General features: G+C 70.9%; 13 protein-coding genes. 8 read left to right on the top strand and 5 right to left on the bottom strand.

Going from position 1 to position 15,326, the window contains the following annotated elements:
• Window positions 1–100: 100 nt before the first annotated feature.
• From IOD14_RS38080 to IOD14_RS38065, 4 genes are all read right to left on the bottom strand, one after another.
• Entirely contained in the window at window positions 101–301 is a 201-nt protein-coding gene (locus IOD14_RS38080; RefSeq protein WP_123989353.1) for a MerR family transcriptional regulator, read from the bottom strand.
• Between the two features lie 190 nt (window positions 302–491).
• Window positions 492–656, bottom strand: a complete 165-nt coding sequence (locus IOD14_RS38075) for a hypothetical protein (RefSeq protein ID WP_160160138.1) — start codon at window positions 654–656, stop codon at window positions 492–494.
• 139 nt (window positions 657–795) lie between these two features.
• Window positions 796–1,653, bottom strand: a complete 858-nt coding sequence (locus IOD14_RS38070) for a helix-turn-helix domain-containing protein (RefSeq protein WP_249126174.1) — start codon at window positions 1,651–1,653, stop codon at window positions 796–798.
• A gap of 324 nt (window positions 1,654–1,977) precedes the next feature.
• A complete protein-coding gene (locus IOD14_RS38065; protein WP_123989351.1) occupies window positions 1,978–2,895 on the bottom strand; it encodes a sugar phosphate isomerase/epimerase in 918 nt (305 codons plus the stop codon).
• A gap of 131 nt (window positions 2,896–3,026) precedes the next feature.
• Here IOD14_RS38065 and iolC point away from each other — a divergent pair, with 131 nt between their 5' ends.
• Genes iolC through mmsA form a run of 5 tightly spaced genes read left to right on the top strand, consistent with a single transcriptional unit; the run spans window position 3,027 to window position 9,072 of the window.
• The gene (gene iolC, locus IOD14_RS38060) at window positions 3,027–3,977 is read left to right on the top strand and encodes a 5-dehydro-2-deoxygluconokinase (RefSeq protein ID WP_123989350.1); all 951 of its coding nucleotides are present in this window, start codon (window positions 3,027–3,029) and stop codon (window positions 3,975–3,977) included.
• The gene (locus IOD14_RS38055) at window positions 3,974–4,855 is read left to right on the top strand and encodes a deoxyribose-phosphate aldolase (protein ID WP_212672689.1); all 882 of its coding nucleotides are present in this window, start codon (window positions 3,974–3,976) and stop codon (window positions 4,853–4,855) included. Before iolC ends, IOD14_RS38055 begins: the two co-directional genes overlap by 4 nt.
• A gap of 10 nt (window positions 4,856–4,865) precedes the next feature.
• A complete protein-coding gene (iolB, locus tag IOD14_RS38050) occupies window positions 4,866–5,681 on the top strand; it encodes a 5-deoxy-glucuronate isomerase (protein WP_212672688.1) in 816 nt (271 codons plus the stop codon).
• Window positions 5,678–7,555, top strand: a complete 1,878-nt coding sequence (gene iolD, locus IOD14_RS38045; protein ID WP_123989347.1) for a 3D-(3,5/4)-trihydroxycyclohexane-1,2-dione acylhydrolase (decyclizing) — start codon at window positions 5,678–5,680, stop codon at window positions 7,553–7,555. The genes iolB and iolD overlap by 4 nt, the downstream gene beginning before the upstream one ends.
• Window positions 7,556–7,569: 14 nt before the next feature.
• Window positions 7,570–9,072: a CoA-acylating methylmalonate-semialdehyde dehydrogenase gene (gene mmsA / locus IOD14_RS38040; protein ID WP_123989346.1), complete on the top strand. Its 1,503-nt coding sequence runs from the start codon at window positions 7,570–7,572 to the stop codon at window positions 9,070–9,072.
• A 51-nt stretch (window positions 9,073–9,123) separates the two neighbouring features.
• On the opposite strand, the gene IOD14_RS38035 is transcribed toward mmsA, so the two are convergent.
• Complete coding sequence (locus IOD14_RS38035; protein WP_123989345.1) at window positions 9,124–9,960, bottom strand: hypothetical protein; 837 nt, start codon at window positions 9,958–9,960, stop codon at window positions 9,124–9,126.
• 202 nt (window positions 9,961–10,162) lie between these two features.
• On the opposite strand from IOD14_RS38035, the gene IOD14_RS38030 reads away from it, so the two are divergent.
• The 3 genes from IOD14_RS38030 to IOD14_RS38020 all read left to right on the top strand — a co-directional run bounded on the left by IOD14_RS38030 (window position 10,163) and on the right by IOD14_RS38020 (window position 15,265).
• Window positions 10,163–11,554 (top strand): APC family permease, encoded by a 1,392-nt coding sequence (locus IOD14_RS38030; protein WP_212672687.1) that lies wholly within the window; start codon window positions 10,163–10,165, stop codon window positions 11,552–11,554.
• Between the two features lie 217 nt (window positions 11,555–11,771).
• A complete protein-coding gene (locus tag IOD14_RS38025) occupies window positions 11,772–14,396 on the top strand; it encodes a CocE/NonD family hydrolase (RefSeq protein ID WP_212672686.1) in 2,625 nt (874 codons plus the stop codon).
• Window positions 14,393–15,265 carry an ABC transporter permease gene (locus IOD14_RS38020; RefSeq protein ID WP_212672685.1) on the top strand — a complete coding sequence of 291 codons (873 nt, stop codon included), beginning with the start codon at window positions 14,393–14,395 and terminating at the stop codon, window positions 15,263–15,265. The genes IOD14_RS38025 and IOD14_RS38020 overlap by 4 nt, the downstream gene beginning before the upstream one ends.
• The last annotated feature ends 61 nt before the right edge of the window (window positions 15,266–15,326 follow it).

Here is a 15,326-nt window from a genome sequence, read left to right as displayed (position 1 = left end):
GACTGTGCCAGACACCGGCTCCTCGCGGCCCGGGATTTTCCGGGGGGGGCGAGGTGCCCGCGGGGGAGCGGGCACCCGGGGTCGTGGCGCGGGTCTGCCGTCAGTCCTCTCTGCGCCCCCGGTTGCCCGGTCTGGACGCGACCCACGTGCGCACGGTGTCCGCGTACCAGAAGGGCTTGCCGCCCTCGACATGGTCGGGCGGCGGCAACAGCCCGTGCTTGCGGTACGACCGCACGGTGTCCGGCTGCACACGGATGTGCGCCGCGATCTCCTTGTACGACCAGAGCCTTCGGTCGGTCATGTGGTGCACCTCCTCGCGCGCACCACGGCGGCGACCGGGAACGGCCGTCGGGGGTACCGGGCGCTGCGCTGGCGATCACAAAGCCTGTGCCCCGTGAACGACACGCGGTGACCGTCGGTCAGGGCCTGTGTGCCGGGTGTGACGGGGAACCCGCGTACACGCGACATGTGTGACACGGAGGGGGCGTTTGTTACAGAGGTGACGCAAAGGCGCACGCGGGCGCGAGGGCGCGGCGCGTTGACTTACGGCCCTGGAGGCCGACCGCGCTGCGCAGTCCGCCGTCCACGACGTGCTTGATCTGCCGCTCGCCGCGCCGGGAACGGTCGGTGAGGCGGGCGAGGAGGTCGGGTGGCACGGGCCGGTCGAAGTGCACACGAAGTCGCCCGTGCCGGAACGCTGACCGCCGCCACTGACATCGCACTTCGCCCGGGTGGGCCGGGCCCGCTGCGTCGGGCCCGGCCCACCGGCCTCCCCCGGACGCACACAGCGTGCGATCAGGCGGGCCCGCCGGTCTTGGAGAAATACGAGAAATCCGCTCCGCCTTCCGTTCCGCCTTCCGCTCCGCCTTCCGGAGCACCGGACGCGAGGACCAGGCTGGTCGCCTCCCCGTCCATCCGGTCCCGGGGCGGTGCGGCGGCGAACGGCAGCCGCCGGGCCGTGGTGAACTCCCGTGGCGTGCACCCCGTCATCGCCTTGAACTCACCACTCAGATGCGCCTGGTCGTAGTACCCGCAGGCCGCCGCGGTGTCCGCCTGCCCGTGCCCCGCGGCGAGCAACCGCCGGGCCCGTTGCAACCGCAGGACGCGCGCCGCCGCCTTGGGCCCCAGCCCGATCTGTTCCCGGAACCGGTTCTCCAGGTGCCGCACGCTCCACCCCACCTCCTCGGCGAGCAGCCGCACCGGCATGGCCCCACCGGTCCGCACGAGCTCGGCCCAGGCCCGCACGACCCGCGCCGAGCAGGGCGTACCGACCTCCCACCACCGTGCGAACACGTCGTCCAGCAGCCGGAACCGCTCCTCCCACGAGGGCAGCACGGCCAGTGCACCGGCGAGTTCACCGACGCGCCGGTCCAGGGCATGGGGGAGCACGTCGGGATCGACGGTCCGGTCGGCGAGCTCGTACTGAGGCGTCCCGAAGAGAGTGAAGGCCGCCCAGGGCGCGAGCATCACCTCGATGCCGGAGAGCCGTCCCCCGTGTTCCCCGACGGCGGGAGTGGTCGTGGGCCCGCAGTAGACGGAGACGAGGGTGTCCGGCGGCCGGCCGGCACGCGTGATGCGCACCGGCTGCTCGAACCCCAGCAGCAAGGTCGCGGCCCCGACCGGCGTCTCGAGCCGCCGTCGAGGCCGGTCCATGGCCAGCCGGACCCCGCGGTAGCTCAACACCCCGGGCCGCAGCCGAGGGTGAGGCGCCCCGAGGGCGAACTCCCACGAACCACCTGGCCCACTCCCGGTACGGACCAACGCCATCGCCCCAGCTTTGCAGCGAAAGGGCCGCACCGACACCCTTCGGGGGTGCGGGGCCGTATCGGCATGCGGCTTGGCCGCGTGGGCGCGACCAGCCCCCACGCACGCGCGGTCCCAGCCCTCACGCACGCGCAGTCCCAGCCCTCACGCACCCGCAGCCACAGCCCTCCCACGCACCCGCAGTCGTTCGACTACGCACCCGCAGTCGAACGACTACGCGCCGCAGGACCTCAGGAACGCCCTGGTCCGCTGAGCGATCGGCAGCGGCCGATCCGGCTCGCACGGATACATGTCCTGCTCGACGATCGCGAACAGGTCCACGTCCAGCTTCTGCGCCGCCTCCAGCACAGGACCCAGCGCGGGCACGCCCGAAGGCGGCTCGCACATCACGCCCTGGGCCACGGCCGGCCCGAACGGCGTCCCCTTGGCCCGCACATCGGCCAGGATCTCCGGATCCACCTGCTTGAGGTGCAGGTACCCGATCCGCGACCCGTACGTCTCGATCAGCTTGACGCTGTCGCCGCCGCAGTACGCGTAGTGCCCGGTGTCCAGGCACAGCGACACCAGGGAGGAGTCGGTCGCGTCCAGGAAGCGGACCACGTTCTCCTCGCTGTCGACGTGGGTGTCGGCATGCGGGTGGACGACGATCTGCAGGCCGTACTCGTCCTTCACCCGCTGCCCCAGCCGCTCGGTCAGCGAGCTGAGGTTGCGCCACTGCTCGGGCGTGAGCGTGTCGGACTCCAGCACCTCGCCCGTCTTGTCGTCCCGCCAGAACGACGGGATCACGACCAGGTGCCTGGCCCCCATCGCCTGCGCGAGCACCGCGTTGTCCGCGACATGGGCCCAGGTCTTCTCCCACACGGCCTCACCGTGGTGCAGGCCGGTGAAGACGGTGCCGGCGGACACCTTCAGGCCGCGCCGGGTGACCTCCTCGGTGAGGACGACGGGGTCGGTGGGCAGGTACCCGTACGGCCCCAGCTCGATCCACTCGTAACCGGAGTCCGCGACCTCGTCGAGGAAGCGCTGCCAGGGGACCTGCTGAGGGTCGTCGGGGAACCACACGCCCCAGGAGTCGGGAGCCGAGCCGATCCGGATGCGGGACAGTGAGGGCTGAGGTGCGGGCGCTGTCATGCCGGTCAGCTTCGGTTCGGACAGCAAGCGCTGTCAAGGTCTCGTCCGAATGTCTGGACAAAACATTGACAGGGCTCGGCGTACGGGGCTACAAACGCCCAGAGAGCCGACGCAGGTACGAAGGGAAGCCGATGGCGTACGACCTGATCACCATGGGGCGGATCGGTGTGGACCTGTATCCACTCCAGACCGGTGTCCCGCTGCCGCAGGTGACGTCCTTCGGCAAGTTCCTCGGGGGCTCGGCGACCAACGTCGCGGTCGCCGCGTCACGCCTGGGACGGCGGACCGCGGTGATCACCCGCACCGGCGACGACCCGTTCGGCACCTACCTGCACGAGGCCCTGCGGGACTTCGGCGTCGACGACCGCTGGGTCACCCCGGTCCCGGGCCTGCCGACCCCCGTCACCTTCTGCGAGGTCTTCCCGCCGGACGACTTCCCGCTGTACTTCTACCGGCAGCCCAAGGCCCCGGACCTGGAGATCGACGCCCACGAGCTGGACCTCGACGCGATCCGCGAGGCGAGCATCTTCTGGGTCACCGGCACCGGGCTGAGCGAGGAGCCCAGCCGTACGGCCACGCTGGCGGCCCTCGCCCACCGCGCCAAGGCGGGCACGACGGTCTTCGACCTGGACTGGCGGCCGATGTTCTGGAAGGACCCGGCCGAGGCCCGCCCCTTCTACGTCGAGGCCCTCAAGCACACCACCGTCGCCGTCGGGAACCTCGACGAGGTCGAGGTCGCCACCGGAGTGCGGGGGCCCCGCGAGGCGGCCCGGGCGCTGCTGGACGCCGGTGTCGAGCTCGCGGTCGTCAAGCAGGGCCCCAAGGGCGTCCTCGCCGTCGACAGCAAGGGCGAGGAGGCCGAGGTGCCGCCCCTGCCCGTGAACGTCCTCAACGGCCTCGGCGCCGGTGACGCCTTCGGCGGCTCCCTGGTCCACGGCCTCCTCGCCGGCTGGGACCTGGAGAAGATCATGCGCCACGCCAACGCGGCCGGCGCCATCGTCGCCTCCCGTCTGGAGTGCAGCTCGGCGATGCCGACCACCGACGAGATCGAGAGCGCGGTCGCGGCGGGAGCGGTCAAGTGAGCGTCGACATCACCGAACTCGTGCGCCTGCGCGCGGAACGCCCCGAGGCGATCGCCGAGGCGGCCGCCCGCCGCCCCCGCAGGCCGCTGCTGAACGACAGCGGCCGTCTGATGATCGTCGCCGCCGACCACCCCGCCCGGGGCGCGCTCGGCGTCGGCGGCAACCGCATGGCCATGGCCAACCGCGGCGACCTGCTGGAGCGCCTGTGCCTGGCGCTGTCCCGCCCCGGCGTGGACGGCGTCCTCGCCACCGCCGACATCCTGGACGACCTGCTGCTGCTCGGCGCCCTCGACGGCAAGGTCGTCATGGGCTCCATGAACCGCGGCGGTCTCCAGGGCGCGAGCTTCGAGCTCGACGACCGCTTCACCGGCCACCGCCCCGAGGACATGGAGCGGCTCGGCTTCGACGCCGGCAAGCTGCTTCTGCGCATCGACTACGACGACCCGGGCTCCCTGACCACCATGGAGTCCACGGCCCGCGCCATCGACGACATGGCCGCACGCAGGCTCCCCGTCTTCGTCGAGCCCTTCATCAGCGGCCGCACCACCGAGGGCAAGGTCAGGAACGACCTGTCCGCCGAGGCCGTCACCAAGTCGATCGCCATCGCCTCGGGCCTGGGCGGCAGTTCGGCCTACACCTGGCTCAAGGTCCCGGTCTGCGACAACCCCGACGACATGGGCGAGGTCATGTCCGCCTCCACGCTGCCCGCCGTGCTCCTGGGCGGCGAGGTCGGGGACGACCAGGACGGCGCGTACGAGAAGTGGCGCGGCGCCCTGCAACTCCCCACCGTGCGCGGCCTGGTGGTCGGGCGCTCGCTGCTGTACCCGGCGGACGGCGACGTGGCCGCCGCCGTGGACACCGCCGTAGGACTGCTGTGAGGGCCGCCGCATGACACAGAACGAGCTGTACGTCCCCAAGGGTGCCTCCACCAACGCCCAGTACGCGGTGGACATCGACCCCAAGCGGGCCGGCTGGACCCACAGCAGCCTGCGCATCGTCGAGCTGGCACCGGGTGGCACCCACACCTTCACCTCCGGTGACAGCGAGTGGATCGTGCTTCCGCTGGAAGGCGGCTGTACCGTCCACGTAGGTACCGAAGAGCTCCAACTCCTGGGCCGGGAAAGCGTGTTCGCCGGAGTCTCGGACTTCGCGTACGTGCCCCGGGACGCCCAGGCATCGATCGCCTCCGGCGCGGGAGGCCGCTTCGCCCTGGCAGGAGCGAAGTGCGAGCGACGACTCCCCGCCCGCTACGGCCCCGCGCCGGAGGTCCCCGTCGAACAGCGCGGCAGCGGCACCCAGTTGCGGCACGTCCGCAACTTCGCCTCCGCCGACGCCTTCGACTGCGACAAGCTCATCGCCGTCGAGGTGGTCACCCCCGGCGGCAACTGGTCCTCCTACCCGCCGCACAAGCACGACGAGCACCGGCCGGGCGTGGAGGCCGAGCTGGAGGAGATCTACTACTTCGAGATCGACGGCCCGAACGGTTTCGGCTATCAGCGCGTATCTCCCTCCCGTGAGGGCGGATCCGACGTCCTCGCCGAGGTCCGCTCCGGTGACGCCGTCCTCGTCCCCGACGGATGGCACGGCCCGTCCATCGCCCAGCCCGGCCACGACATGTACTACCTGAACGTCATGGCGGGACCGGGTGAGACGCGGGAGTGGCGGATCTGCTTCCACCCGGACCACACGGAGGGGTACCGATGACCACCCGCCTGACCGTCGCACAAGCGCTGGTCCGCTTCCTGGCCGCCCAGTACACCGAACGCGACGGCGTACGACAGCGGTTGATCTCCGCTACCTGGGGCATCTTCGGCCACGGCAATGTCGCGGGGCTCGGCCAGGCGCTCGTCGAGTACGCCGACGACATGCCGTACCACCAGGGCCGCAACGAGCAGTCCATGGTGCACGCGGCCGTCGGCTACGCCCGCCAGTCGAACCGCCTCTCCACGCACGCGGTGACGACCTCCATCGGCCCGGGCGCCACCAACCTGGTGACGGGCGCCGCCCTCGCGACCATCAACCACCTCCCGGTCCTGCTCCTGCCGGGCGACATCTTCGCCACCCGCGTCGCCGACCCGGTCCTCCAGCAGCTCGAAGTGCCGTACGCGGGCGACATCAGCGTCAACGACTGTCTGCGGCCCGTGTCGAAGTACTTCGACCGTGTCACGCGGCCCGAGGCCCTGATCCCGGCCGCCCTCCAGGCCATGCGCGTCCTCACCGACCCCGTCGAGACCGGCGCGGTGACGCTCGCGCTGCCCCAGGACGTCCAGGCCGAGGCGTACGACTGGCCCGAGGAGTTCTTCGCCGAGCGCACCTGGGTCGTACGGCGTCCCGGCGCCGACCCCACCGAACTCGCCGAGGCCATCGCCCTGATCAGGTCGGCGCACCGCCCCCTGGTCGTCGCCGGCGGCGGAGTCCACCACAGCCGGGCCGAGGACGCCCTCGCCGAGTTCGCGGCCGCCACCGGCTTCCCGGTCGCCTCCACCCAGGCCGGCAAGGGCTCCCTGCGCCACGACCACCCCCAGGACGTCGGCGGCGTCGGCCACACCGGCACCGCCACCGCCAACGAACTGGCCCGCCAGGCCGACCTGGTGATAGGCGTCGGCACCCGGTACACCGACTTCACCACGGCCTCCGGCACCCTGTTCGCCGACGAGAACGTCCGCTTCCTCAACCTCAACATCGCGCCCTACGACGGCCACAAGCTCGCGGGTCAGCCCCTGGTGGCGGACGCCCGCAGCGGCCTCCAGGAGCTCACCGAGGCCCTGCAGCTGCACGCGCACCGCGTCCCGGGCGGGTACATCGACGAGTACACCCTCGACAAGGAGCGCTGGGAGCAGCGCGTCGACGCATGCTTCGAGGCCGACGAGCCCGACATCAGGCCGACCCAGCCGCAGGTCCTCGGCGCCCTCGACGCGCTGGTCGACGAGTCCGACGTGATCATCAACGCGGCCGGCTCCCTCCCCGGCGACCTGCACAAGCTGTGGCGCGCCCGGTCGAGGGACCAGTACCACCTGGAGTACGGCTACTCCTGCATGGGCTACGAGATCCCGGCCGCCATCGGTGTGAAGATGGCCGCTCCCGACCGCAACGTCTGGGCGCTGGTCGGCGACGGGACCTACCTGATGATGCCGACGGAGATCGTCACGGCCGTGCAGGAGGGCATCGCGATCAAGATGCTCCTGATCCAGAACCACGGCTACGCCTCCATCGGCGGTCTGTCCGAGACGGTCGGGGGCGAGCGGTTCGGAACGGCGTACCGCTACCAGTCCGAGGACGGCACCTACACGGGCGCTCCGCTGCCCGTGGACCTGGCCGCCAACGCGGCCAGCCTCGGTATGCGCGTGCTGCGCGCGAAGACCGTACGAGACCTCCGCGCCGCCCTCGAAGAGGCGCGGGCCGCCGACACTCCCACATGTGTCTACGTCGAGACGCAAACGGCAGACACAGTGTCGGGCGCGCCTCCGGCGCAGGCCTGGTGGGATGTACCTGTGGCCGAGACCGCGACCCGACCGTCCGCGGTGAAGGCCCGAGAGCTGTACGAACGGCACGTCTCTACCCGACGCCGCCATCTGTGAAGGAGTACTCGGTCATGACGAAGATCGTCAACCACTGGATCGGCGGCAAGACCGTCGAAGGCGCGTCGGGGAACTACGGGCCGGTCACCGACCCGGCGACCGGCGCGGTCACCACCAACGTGGCGTTCGCCTCGGTCGACGAGGTCGACGCCGCCGTAGCCGCCGCGAAGGACGCGTTCCAGACCTGGGGCACCTCGTCCCTCGCCAAGCGCACCACCATCCTGTTCAAGTTCCGGGCGCTCCTGGAGGCGAACCGGGACGCGATCGCCGAGCTGATCACCGCCGAGCACGGCAAGGTGCACAGCGACGCGCTCGGCGAGGTCGCGCGCGGTCTGGAGATCGTGGACCTGGCCTGCGGGATCACCGTGCAGCTCAAGGGCGAACTGTCGACCGAGGTCGCCAGCCGCGTGGACGTCGCGTCCATCCGCCAGCCGCTCGGTGTCGTCGCGGGCATCACGCCGTTCAACTTCCCGGCGATGGTCCCGATGTGGATGTTCCCGATCGCCATCGCGACCGGCAACACCTTCGTGCTCAAGCCCTCCGAGAAGGACCCGTCGGCCTCCGTCAAGATCGCCGAGCTGCTGGCCGAGGCCGGTCTGCCCGACGGCGTGTTCAACGTCGTGCACGGCGACAAGGTGGCCGTCGACCGCCTCCTGGAGCACCCGGACGTCAAGGCCGTCTCCTTCGTCGGCTCGACCCCGATCGCCCGCTACATCCACACCACGGCCTCCGCCAACGGCAAGCGCGTGCAGGCCCTCGGCGGTGCCAAGAACCACATGCTGGTCCTGCCGGACGCCGACCTGGACGCCGCCGCCGACGCGGCCGTGTCCGCGGCCTACGGCTCGGCCGGCGAGCGCTGCATGGCGATCTCCGCCGTCGTCGCGGTCGGCTCCATCGGTGACACGCTGGTCGAGAAGATCCGCGAGCGCGCCGAGAAGATCAAGATCGGCCCCGGCAACGACCCGGCCTCCGAGATGGGCCCGCTCATCACGAAGGTGCACCGCGACAAGGTCGCCTCCTACGTGACGGGTGCGGCGGCCGAGGGCTGCGAGGTCGTCCTGGACGGCACCGGCCACACGGTCGAGGGCTTCGAGGACGGCCACTGGATCGGCATCTCGCTCCTCGACAAGGTCCCCACCACGGCGAAGGCCTACCAGGACGAGATCTTCGGCCCGGTCCTGACCGTCCTGCGCGTCGACACCTACGAGGACGGCCTGGCGCTGATCAACGCCTCGCCCTTCGGCAACGGCACCGCGATCTTCACCCGGGACGGTGGCGCCGCCCGCCGCTTCCAGCTGGAGGTCGAGGCCGGCATGGTCGGCGTGAACGTCCCGATCCCGGTCCCCGTCGGCTACCACTCCTTCGGTGGCTGGAAGGACTCGCTCTTCGGCGACCACCACATCTACGGCAACGACGGCACGCACTTCTACACCCGCGGCAAGGTCGTCACCACCCGCTGGCCCGACCCGGCCGACGCCCCCACGGGCGTGGACCTGGGCTTCCCCCGCAACCACTGAGGCTCTTCCGGGCGCCGGGCACGCACACGCGTGTCCGGCGCCCGGCCGTGCTCACTGCTTGGCGGAAGCGTCCTTCAGGGCATCGCTCAGATCACCGGTCTCGGCGGCCGGCGGCGCCTTGACCACGGCCGTCCTCCCGAACTTCTCGAAGTCCATGGTCACGGTCATCGTGCCGATCCTCTGCTTCAGCCGCACCGGCAGGTCCTTGCCGCCGACCCAGATGTCCATGGTCATCGAGGTGGCTCCGCCGGTGATCGAACCGGCGAGGCTGTCCGCGTCGCCGTAGGCGTCCTTGAACTTCCCCAGCTGCGCCTGGTCGAGCTCGGCCCGGTAGTGGGTCGTGCTCTGCCCGTCGACGGTCTCCTTGCCGAGATCCTTGACGTTCTTGGCGTACTTGAGGCTCTTCATGGAGGCCGCCGGGCTCCCGCCGCCACCCCCGCTGAACGCCTGCGCGCCCTTCTCGCCGAACACGGCCGACGCGTCTACCTTCATCCACTCCTTGCCCTTGAGCGGGCCGGAGCGCTGCGGGTCGACGTCGTAGTAGTAGGCGCCGTCCACGAACAGCATGCGCATGGTCGGGGCGTCCTGGAGCAGCTGCATCTGTGCGGCCTTCGTGTCCATCTCGACGTCGAAGGCGTAGCCGGCGCCCCAGGAGTAGGTGCCCTCCATGGTGATCGGAGCCGTGCCCGCGGTCGCCGTGGAGATCCTCACCTCGGCGGACCCGAGGTTCTCCGTCCGGTCGGTCGCCCGCGCGAGCGCCGCCATGATCGCGTCCGACTTGTCGACGACGTCCGCCGCCCGCTGCACGCCGTCCGAGCCGCACCCCGTGACCGCGACCATCGCCGCCGCCGTCAACCCCACGCAGGCAGCGGTGTACTTGAGCTTCATGTGCCCCCCTGTGAACCATCTGTGAGCTGTGACTTTAGCGGTACGTTTTTTCACGCCGCCACTGCGATTCCCGCACCCCGGAAATCGCGGAACCCATAACGCGGAACTGTCGTATTCACCCTTCTCGTGGCTCACGATCTACGGATTTCGCAGCAGGACACCTATTGACGCGCTGGTTTTCGTCGGGGTTCCATGCAGCACCATGACCGACACCCTCCGCCCTGCCGACACCGCCGTCCCAGAGGCGCGGGAGCACGGCCACGCCAGGCTCAACCGCTCCATCGGCGTGGTCGGCGGCACCCTGCTGACCCTGTCCTGCGTGACCCCGGCCTCCACGCTCTTCGTGGTCGTCCCCGATCTCTTCGGCACGCTCGGCACCGCCACCGCCCTGACGATCGCCATCGGCTCCCTCCTCTGCGTCGCCGTGGCGTTCTGCTACTCGGAGCTGGGCACCCTCATCCCCAGCGCGGGCGGCGAGTACGCGATGGTCTCGACGCTGGCGGGACGGCTCGCGGGCTGGCTCGTCTTCGTGCTGTCCCTCCTGGTCGTCATGATCGTCCCGCCGGTGATCGCGATGGGCACCGCGGACTACCTGGCCCCCGTGATCCACCTGGACCCCTCCCTCGCGGGCGCCGCGGTCATGCTCCTGGCCACCCTCGCCGGCCTCCTCGACCTGCGCGCCAACGCCTGGATCACCGGCATCTTCCTGGTCCTTGAGGTGATCGCGGCGGCGGTGGTGGCGCTGCTGGGCTTCACCCACGCGGAACGCGGCCCGGGCAGCCTGCTGTCCATGCAGGTGGCGGGCGCGAACGGCGGCACGGACGCGGTGACGGCCATGCTGATCGTCTCCGGCCTCGCGATCGCCCTCTTCGTCACCCAGGGCTTCTCGACGGCCGTCTACCTCTCCGAGGAACTGGAGAACCCCCGCCGCAACGTGGCCCGTACGGTCCTGGCCACCCTCGCCATCTCCACCGTGATCATCCTGGTCCCGGTGGTCGCGATCACCCTGGGCGCCTCCGACCTGTCCGAGCTGACCGGCGGCGACATCGGCACCATGGTCACGGCCTGGTCCAACTCGGCGGTCGGCACCTTCGTCAGCCTCTGCGTCGCCCTCGCGATCATCAACGCCGGCATCGTCATGGTCATCCAGAACTCCCGGGTCCTGTTCGCCTCGGCCCGGGACAAGGCCTGGCCGTCCCCGGTCAACAGCCTCTTCTCGAAGCTCGGCCGCTTCGGCAGCCCCTGGGTGGCCACGCTGGCGGTGGGCGTCCCGGGCGCCGCCCTGTGCTTCGTGAACCTCGACACGCTGTACGGCGTGACAGGCGTCTCGGTGACCGGCATGTACCTCCTGGTGGCGGTCGCGGCCCTCCTCTCCCGCCGCCCCCACCACAAGCACACCCCGGCCTGGCGCATGCCCCTGTGGCCCGCGATGCCGATCCTGCTGATAGCCGTACTGGCCTACATCCTGACCCAGCAGGAGACGGAGTACCTGCTGTGGACGGGCGGCATCACCGCGGCGGCGACCCTGTACTGGGCCCTGTACCTGCGCCCCCGCAGGGACACGAGGTGGCTGGTCTCGATTCCGAGTGAGTAGACCTGCCCAGGGGCGCGGGGCTGCATCGATGTGCGGCTCCGCCGCGTGGGCGCGACCAACCACAACGGCGCAGCAGCCGGCACACGACAGAAGCCCCCGAGCTCATGGCCGTACCGCACCTGCTGTACGAGACGCGACCGAGTCCACCCCCAGGATGGCCCGGAGTTCAGCCCTCGGTCGACAACTCCCCGACAGTTTCACCCCGTACCGTTGAATCATGGATCTTCGACGCCTCCGGAGGCCGCGGTGGATCGCCGCCGCGGCCTCCGTCGTCGTCCTCGCCGCTGCCGGGACATGGACGGCCGCCGCTTCCGACGACCCACCCCCGGTGCACCGCGACGACCAGATCATGGCGATCGACGGCGTCCGCATAGACACCTCGTTCTTCACGACGAACGGCACCGAAAGGCGCCCGGCGGTCCTCCTGGGCCACGGCTTCGGCGGCAGCAAGAACGACGTACGCCAACAGGCACAGGACCTCGCGAGAGACGGCTACGCGGTCCTGACCTGGTCCGCGCGCGGCTTCGGCAGGTCGACCGGCAAGGTCGGCCTCAACGACCCCGACGCCGAGGTCAAGGACGTCAGCAGGCTGATCGACTGGCTCGCGAAGCAGCCCCAGGTCCGGCTCGACAAGCCCGGTGACCCCAGAGTCGGCGTGGCGGGCGCGAGCTACGGCGGCGCGATCTCCCTCCTCGCCGCCGGCCACGACGACCGCGTGGACGCGATCGCCCCCTCGATCACGTACTGGAACCTCTCGGACGCCCTCTTCCCGAACGGCGTCTTCAAGAAGCTCTGGGCCGGCATCTTCGTCAACTCCGCGGGCGGCTGCGACAAGTTCGAGCCGCAGATCTGCGCGATGTACGAGCGGGTGGCCCAGTCCGGCGTCCCGGACGCGCAGGCCGAGAAGATGCTGGAGGAACGCTCGCCGTCGGCCGTCGCCAAGGACATCAAGGTCCCCACCCTCCTCTTCCAGGGCCAGACGGACTCCCTCTTCCCTCTGAACCAGGCCGACCAGGCGGCGAAGGCCATCCGGGCCAACGGCGCCCCCGTCGACGTCGACTGGATCGCGGGCGGCCATGACGGCGGCGACCTGGAGACCAGCCGCGTCCAGTCCCGTGTGACGCACTGGTTCGACCGCTATCTCAAGGACGACAAGAGCGCCGACACCGGCCCCGCCTTCCGCGTCACCCGCACCCTCGGCACCGGCACCGGCGACGGCGAGACCCGCCTCGCAGGGGTCACCGCCGACACGTACCCGGGCCTGGAGGGCGACGACCGCAGGATCGCCCTGACCGGCCGCGAGCAGGACTTCGCCAACCCGGCCGGAGCGGCACCGCCCGCCGTCTCGGCCCTCCCCGGCCTGGGCGGGGGCGGCCTCTCCCAGCTCTCCTCCCTCGGCGTCGGCGTCTCCCTCGACTTCCCGGGCCAGTACGCCGCGTTCGAGTCGGCACCGGCCAGGGACGACCTCCAGATCACCGGTTCGCCGACCGTCACCGTCCACGTGAAGTCGACCAGCGACGACGCGGTCCTGTTCGCCAAGGTGTACGACGTCGACGCGAACGGCCGGCAGACGCTGCCCTCCCAACTCGTCGAGCCGATCAGGGTCGAGGGAGCCAAGGCCGGCAAGGACGTCACGATCACGCTCCCCGCCATCGACCACGAGATCGAGGACGGCCACCGCCTCAGGCTGGTCCTCGCCTCCACGGACCTCGGCTACGCCTCCCCGACAGCCCCGGCGACGTACACCGTCTCCCTGAAGAGCGACCTGTCCGTCCCGACCGCGCTCAGCGAGAAGAACACGCAGGCCCCCCTGCCTGCCTGGGTGTGGTGGCTTCCACTGGCCGGCGCCGTGCTCGCGCTGATCCTCGTGGTGACCGGCCGCCGCCGTACGACGGCCCCCGCCGCCCCCGAGCCCGAGCTGGCGGAAGTCCCCCTGCAGATCACCGACCTGAGCAAGCGGTACGCCAAGTCCGCCGACCGGTACGCGGTCCGCGACCTCTCCTTCCGCGTCGAGAAGGGCCAGGTCCTCGGCCTGCTCGGCCCGAACGGCGCGGGCAAGACCACCACGCTGCGCATGCTGATGGGCCTGATCAAGCCGGACGGCGGCGAGATCCGCGTCTTCGGCCACGCGATCGCCCCCGGCGCCCCCGTGCTCTCCCGCGTCGGCGCCTTCGTCGAGGGCGCGGGCTTCCTGCCGCACCTGTCGGGCCGGGAGAACCTGGAGCTGTACTGGCGGGCCACCGGCCGCCCGTCCGAGGACGCCCACATGGAGGAGGCACTGGAGATCGCCGGCCTGGGCGACGCCCTGGCCCGCGCGGTCCGCACCTACTCCCAGGGCATGCGCCAGCGCCTGGCCATCGCGCAGGCCATGCTGGGCCTGCCGGACCTGCTCATCCTGGACGAGCCGACCAACGGTCTCGACCCGCCGCAGATCCGCGAGATGCGCGAGGTGATGATCCGCTACGCGGCGGCCGGCCGCACGGTCATCGTCTCCAGCCACCTCCTCTCCGAGGTCGAGCAGTCCTGCACCCACCTCGTCGTCATGGACCACGGCAAGCTGGTCCAGGCGGGCCCGGTCGCCGAGATCGTCGGCTCCGGCGACACCCTCCTGGTCGGCACGGCCGTACCGGTCGAGGAGCCCGTGGCCGAGAAGGTGGCGGCCCTCCCGGGCGTGGCCTCGGCGATCACCACCGACGACGGCCTTCTCGTACGGCTCGACGCGGACGGCAGCGCGGCACACCTGGTCGCCGAACTCGTCCGGCTGGAGGTCCCCGTGGAGTCGGTGGGCCCCCACCGCCGCCTCGAGGACGCCTTCCTCACCCTGATCGGAGACTCCGCATGAGCACGGTGACCGACCGCGCGGCGCCCGTCGAGGTGGCCGACGGCTACCGCGCGGGCCGCACGCTGCCGATCCGGGTCGAGCTGGTACGGCAGTTGAAGCGCCGCCGCACCCTCGTCATGTTCGGCATCCTGATCGCCCTGCCCTTCGTCCTGCTGATCGCCTTCCAGCTGGGCGGCGGCCCCGGCTCGGACAACACCCGGGTCAACCTGATGGACACGGCGACGGTGTCCGGGGCGAACTTCGCCGCGGTGAACCTGTTCGCCTCCGCGGGCTTCCTCCTGGTCGTCCCCGTCGCACTGTTCTGCGGGGACACGGTCGCCTCGGAGGCCAGCTGGTCCTCCCTGCGCTATCTCCTCGCGGCACCCGTGCCGAGGGCCCGTCTGCTGTGGTCGAAGCTCGTTGTGGGCCTCGCCCTCAGCCTGGCCGCGATGCTCCTGCTCCCGCTGACCGCCCTCGCGGTCGGCACCGCCGCCTACGGCTGGGGCCCGCTCCAGCTTCCCACCGGCGGCGCACTGGAACCGGGGACAGCGGCGCAACGCCTGCTGATCACGGTGGCGTACATCTTCATCTCCCAACTCGTCACCGCAGCCCTGGCGTTCTGGCTCTCCACCCGCACCGACGCCCCCCTCGGCGCGGTCGGCGGCGCGGTCGGGCTGACCATCGTCGGCAATGTGCTGGACCAGGTGACGGCCCTCGGCGACTGGCGCGACTTCCTCCCCTCGCACTGGCAGTACGCCTGGCTGGACGCCGTGCAGCCGACGTTGCGGTGGTCCGACATGATCCAGGGCACCTCCCTGTCGATAACGCTCGCCCTGGTGCTGTTCGCCCTGGCCTTCCGGGGTTTCGCCCGCAAGGACGTGGTCTCCTAGGTCAACGGAAGATCACCCACCGGTCTCGACGGGCCGTCTCCGTGCCCCCTTCGATACCCAT

It is taken from the genome of Streptomyces sp. A2-16 (genome assembly GCF_018128905.1).
In the GTDB taxonomy this organism is placed as follows: Bacteria; Actinomycetota; Actinomycetes; order Streptomycetales; family Streptomycetaceae; genus Streptomyces.
Note: the sequence above shows the minus strand (reverse complement) of the source record. Positions and strands in the feature narration are given on the sequence as shown.